The 5,252-nt window shown below is 72.0% G+C and carries 5 protein-coding genes; 4 read left to right on the top strand and 1 reads right to left on the bottom strand.

The window, feature by feature from the left end; translation table 11 throughout:
* From ACFV04_RS43130 to ACFV04_RS43115, 4 genes are all read left to right on the top strand, one after another.
* On the top strand, positions 1–1,687 hold a 1,687-nt coding region (locus ACFV04_RS43130), incomplete at its 5' end, for a sulfite reductase flavoprotein subunit alpha (protein ID WP_380536539.1).
* Positions 1,688–1,970: 283 nt separating this feature from the next.
* Positions 1,971–2,387, top strand: a complete 417-nt coding sequence (locus ACFV04_RS43125; RefSeq protein ID WP_380536537.1) for a WXG100 family type VII secretion target — start codon at positions 1,971–1,973, stop codon at positions 2,385–2,387.
* 4 nt (positions 2,388–2,391) lie between these two features.
* A complete protein-coding gene (locus ACFV04_RS43120) occupies positions 2,392–3,303 on the top strand; it encodes a hypothetical protein (RefSeq protein WP_380536536.1) in 912 nt (303 codons plus the stop codon).
* A 166-nt stretch (positions 3,304–3,469) separates the two neighbouring features.
* Entirely contained in the window at positions 3,470–4,048 is a 579-nt protein-coding gene (locus ACFV04_RS43115) for a hypothetical protein (protein WP_380348441.1), read from the top strand.
* A 251-nt stretch (positions 4,049–4,299) separates the two neighbouring features.
* Here ACFV04_RS43115 and ACFV04_RS43110 read toward each other — a convergent pair whose 3' ends face one another.
* Positions 4,300–4,719 carry a hypothetical protein gene (locus tag ACFV04_RS43110; RefSeq protein ID WP_380348443.1) on the bottom strand — a complete coding sequence of 140 codons (420 nt, stop codon included), beginning with the start codon at positions 4,717–4,719 and terminating at the stop codon, positions 4,300–4,302.
* Between the last annotated feature and the right edge of the window lie 533 nt (positions 4,720–5,252).

Raw genomic sequence — 5,252 nt, 5'->3', positions numbered from 1 at the left:
CGGCCTGCTGTTCCTGCACGGCTCCAACTACGGTGCCTGCCGCGAGTTCAGCCGGCAGCTCGCCGAGGCCGCCACCGACCTCGGCTGCGACACCGCCCTCGCCCCGCTGGACGCCTACGCGGACGGCCTGCCCACCGACCGGCCCGTGGTGATCACCGCCGCCTCCTACAACGGACAGCCGACCGACGACGCGGCCAAGTTCGTCCGCCGGCTCCAGGAGGCACCCGACGGCGCGGCGGACGGGGTGACGTACGCTGTGCTCGGCATCGGCGACCGCACCTACGCCGCGACCTACCAGCGCGTCCCCGCCCTGATCGACGACCGGCTCGCCGCCCTCGGCGGCACCCGGCTGTTCCCCCGCGCCGAGGCCGACGCCTCCGGCGACCTCTCCGGCACCGTACGGCAGTTCACCCAGGCACTGCGCACCGCCCTGCTGGAGCACCACGGGGACGCCGACGCCCCCGCCGCCCAGCCGGAGCCGGAGGCCGCGTACACGGTGACCGAGGTGACCGGCGGCCCGCTGGCCGCCCTGGCCGCCCGACACGACATGGCCGAGCTGACCGTCACCGCCGTCGACAGCCTGACCGACCCGGACCACCCGCGGGTCAAGCGCCTGGTCCGCCTCGCCCTGCCCGAGGGCGTCGACTACCGCACCGCCGACCACCTCACCGTGCTGCCGGCCAATGACCCGGCCCTGGTCGAGCGCGCCGCCGCCCTGCTCGGCGCCGACCCGGCAACCGTGCTCGACATCGTGTCCCACCGGCGCACCGGCCACGCCGTCGACCGCCCGCTGACCGTGCGCGAACTCCTCACCCACCACGTCGAGTTGCAGGACCGCCCGACCCCCGCGCAGCGCGCCGCACTCGCCGACCGCAACCCCTGCCCGCCCGAGCAGGCCGCCCTGCGGGCACTGCCCGAGGACGACCCGCGCACCCTGCTGGACCTGATCGAGGACCACCCGGCCCTGCGCGGGAACCTGACCTGGCCGGTGCTGCTGGAACTGCTGCCGCCGATCCGGCCCCGGCACTACTCGATCTCCTCCTCCCCGCAGTGGGACCCCACCGAGGTGGACCTGATGGTCTCGGTCCTCAGCGCCCCCGCCCGCTCCGGACGCGGCACCTACCACGGCACCGGCTCCGGCCACCTCGCCCGCATCACCGAGGGCGACACCGTGCTGGCCCGGATCCGGCCCTGCCGGCAGGCGTTCCGCATCGACCACCACACCCCGGTGATCATGATCGCGGCCGGCACCGGCCTCGCCCCCTTCCGCGGCGCCGTCGCCGACCGCCGCGCCCTGCGCCACGACGGGGCCGAACTCGCCCCCGCCCTGCTCTACTTCGGCTGCGACGCGCCGGACGCCGACTACCTGCACCGGCTGGAGCTGGAGACGGCCGAGCGGGAAGGCGCGGTCTCGATGCGGCCCGCGTTCAGCGAACGACCGCAGGACGGGCAGCGCTTCGTCCAGGACCGCATCGCCGCCGAGGCCGCCGAGGTCTGGGCGCTGCTCGAAACCGGCGCCGAGGTGTACGTGTGCGGCGACGGCGCCCGGATGGCCCCGGGCGTGCGGGCCGCCTTCCGCGACCTGTACCGGGAACGGACACCGCAGGCCGACGAACAGCAGGCACAGGCCTGGCTGCAGGAGCTGATCGAAGCCGGCCGCTACGTCGAGGACGTCTACGCGGGCTGACACCCGGCCACGGGACCGCGCCCACCTGACCGGTCGGCACCCGTCCGTCCGGTCAGGTGGGCCCGAGTGCGCAAAGTGCCGTGTCGTGTGCCATCGAACGGCCGGAATGATCACGTGGCCGACCGTGTGCGGGCCCGGGATCCCCCTGGTCGCGGCCGCTTCGTGTCCGCCTCGGCCGCCGATCATCTCCACGACAGTCGACTACCATCCGATCAAAGGTTCGTCAGATGAAGGTGGGCCTGGTGATGATCCAGGCGCGAAGTATCCGGGGGGAAAGAAAGACATGGCCGATCCTGACGCAAGCTTGCAATTCAAGGTCAATCCGGGCGAACTGGACGGCTGCGGGCAGAGCGCGCAGCACATCGGGAGTCTGATACCGGGTGAGACGTCGAAGCTCGCGGAGCCGTGCAACCAGGCCGCCGGCACCTTGCAGGGCTGGCTGACGGCCGCGGCGATACGCGATTGCGGGGCCAACTGGAAGACGCTGCTGGACAAGCTCGGCGGTGACATGGGCGACGTCGGCACCAAGCTCGGCACCACGGCCACCTTCTACCGTCAGGCCGAGCAGGCCGAGCAGGCCGCCCACAACAGCATGCGGAACCCGGCCGCCCCCGCCCCGGCCCAGAACGAGCCGGACCCGTTCGGCACGACGGTCGTCCCGGGCCCCGTGAAGCCTTCGAGTGCGAAGGCGGCCGAGTAACCCGATGGACATCAAAACCCTCTACGAAGCGAACATCATCAACATCACCATCGCGAAGAACGCCTTCGACGCGCTGTACTCGGCGTTCGGACAGCACATCGAGTCCTGGCAGCACGAGGTCGCCGACCGGCTCGCCAACTCGCACTGGACCGGCACCGCGTCCGACCACGCCCAGGCCCGCATCCGGTTCCTGGGCACCGAACTCCAGTCCGCGCACAGCGAGCTCGACTTCATCGGCAAGGCGCTCGCCAAGGCCGCCGAGCAGTTCGCGCTGGCCCAGTCCCACCTGGTCTACGCCCTCGACGACGCCAAGACCGCCAAGCTCACCGTCGCCCCCGACGGCACCATCACCTGGGACGAGGACCCCGCATCCGCGAACTACGCGGGCGCCGGCGCCGAGACGACGGCCATCGCCATCAGCAACCGCATCACCGCCGCACTCAACGAGGCCGACCACGCGGACCAGGAACTCAGCGCCCGGCTGAACCACTTCGCGACCAACGCGAGCAACGGCACCGGCCTCGACGCCGCCACCGCCGCCGCCGACCAGGCCGCCCAGACCGGACGCGAGCAGATACCCCCCGCCGGCACCGACCCGACCAGCGTCAAGAAGTGGTGGGACGGCCTCACCGACACCGAACAGCAGAAGTTCATCCACGACCACCCCGACCAGATCGGCAACCTCGACGGCGTCCCCTCGGCCGTCCGCGACCAGGCCAACCGGGTCAACCTGAGGAACCTGAGGAACCTGATCAAGGACCGCGTCTCGGGAGTGGAGGGTTGCGCCGAGGTCCAGGCTTCCCTGCTCAATGTCGCCGACATCAGCGATGACAAGGGGCACGGCGGGTTCGGCCAGGGACCGCTGGACTACGCCGCCCCGTGCGCTACGGTCGACGACCCCTACTGGTCACACTGACACCGCAAGCCCGCCCGGCCAGACCCAGTCAGGCCGGGCGGGCACCGACCGACGCCTCGCTGGGCATCCCCATCGCTGTCGCCGCCACACGGCAGCGGGCCGCCGCCGGCGACCGGGCCGCTCACGCCGCCGGCGTCGGCAACCGCACTCGAAAGGCTCTCGCTCCGTGACCTTCCAGGACCGTCTCCGGACCCTTGCCACCGGAGCGCTCGGCTCGGTCCCGGCCGGCGAGGCAGCGGACGTCTACGTCATCTCGTTCTTCATCGACAACGAGCGGGACGACCCACGACAGCCCACCCTGACCATCGGGTACAACACCGAAGCCCAGTTCCGACGCACCGTCGCGGACGCCTCCGACGAGGCGGAAGCCCGCTGGAACTACGCCTTCTGGCTCCAGAACGAGCTCACCGTCATCGGCGACCTCACCCGGGACCCCGACGGCGCCGCGGCACGCCACCGGTGGATCAGCGAACTCGGGCTCTGGTACGACGAGCCCACTCGCCCGGAAGACCTGATCGCAACCGTCGGGCCGACCGCCGCGCTGATCGAGGCCAACTTCAACCAGGCATGCGTCCGGCTCGCTCGCGGCCTCCACGACGACGGCGTCATCGAGAGCGTGATCGGCAAGCCGGTGCCCGTGGTCCTCCACGAGCTGGAGTACTACGAGGGGATCGCTCGCCGGACCGAGGCGGCCAACCCGCCCGGACTCGCCGACGAGTTCACGGCGTGGGTCCGCACCGGCTGAGGTATTCGGGATGCCCGTACGGACGTGTCACCGACGAGCCGGCGCCGTGTCCCGCAGCCGATCCGTACGCACACGGCGTCACGGAGAGGAAGCATCGGGATCGGCCGTGCCGGGATCGTCGCACGAGACACGATCACATCGAACCGGATTCCGCGGCACCCGCTCGGGGACTCCGGTGACGACACGTCGAGGTCGCGGTACTCGGTGCCTTCAGCGGATGGCTCAGCGGAGTCCGACTGCGGCCGCGGTGGTCACGGGTACGGCTGCCGGTCGTCGCGGCGGACCGTGGAGTTGCCCGCGAGTCGCCAGAAGCGCCGACGTCCGGTCAGGATCCAGGTCTCGGGAGCGTGCTGAACGGAGTCGATCCACGCGGCCAGTTCGGGAAGGGCGTCCTGCCGAAGGGCGAGCCGGGCGTCGGCCCGGCCGATGGCCGGGAGCGGGGCGACGCCGACGGCCACGATGCGCCTCGGGCTGGGGCGGCCGGCGTAGCCGTAGTTGGAGAAGCGCGGTGGGTTCCACGTGGCTTGCAGCAGAATCCCGCCGCTCAACGGGTGGTCGTAGAAGTCCACTGTGTAGCCACCCGTTTCTTCCACGCCCAGGACGGCACGGATGTCCGCCGGCGTGAGCGGCCACGACAGACCACGCGGCAGGTGACGGTTTCTGGCTGGCACGGCCCCGATGATGGCACACGCCCCGAGGGAATCGCACGCGCTTTCCGAGCGGGCGGGCACCACCACTCGGACGTGGTGTCTCCCGGAATACGTCCGTGAGTACGTGCCGACGGCACGGCCGTCATGTCGACGGACGCCGAGGGAGCCGGGCGGGAGCCTGACGCCCCCCGGGGCGACCGGCGCCCGAACGCCGGGTGTCAGGCGAACGGCACCGACATCACCGGACCGCCGCCGGGCTGTAACGGCCGGCAGGCCGCCGTCGGCCGGGGGGCCGGCCGCCGAATCCGGCCGGGGGGTTACCCCCAGGAAAGACTGCGGTCCGCCCCAGCGCGCCGCGGGCCCCGCCCCCGCGAAGATCGACTCATCGAACGCCGAGGTCATCGGCGTTCCGTCGAGTCGAGGAGTGATCGCAACGATGACAGGCAACAAGCCGATCGGGCGGCGTGGACTGCTGACCGCGGTGGTCGCCGCCGCGGCCGTCCTGGTCCCGGTGGCGGCGGTCGCCGCGCCGGTGGCCCCGGGCGCCACCGGCG

Source organism: Kitasatospora sp. NPDC059599 (assembly GCF_042735125.1).
Taxonomy (GTDB): Bacteria; Actinomycetota; Actinomycetes; order Streptomycetales; family Streptomycetaceae; genus Kitasatospora.
Note: the sequence above shows the minus strand (reverse complement) of the source record. Positions and strands in the feature narration are given on the sequence as shown.

What these genes read in the sequence shown, in the direction of transcription:
- ACFV04_RS43120 (WP_380536536.1), top strand. Translation starts at nt 2,392, where the DNA reads ATGGACATCAAAACCCTCTACGAAGCGAACATCATCAACATCACCATC.
- ACFV04_RS43125 (WP_380536537.1), top strand. Translation starts at nt 1,971, where the DNA reads ATGGCCGATCCTGACGCAAGCTTGCAATTCAAGGTCAATCCGGGCGAA.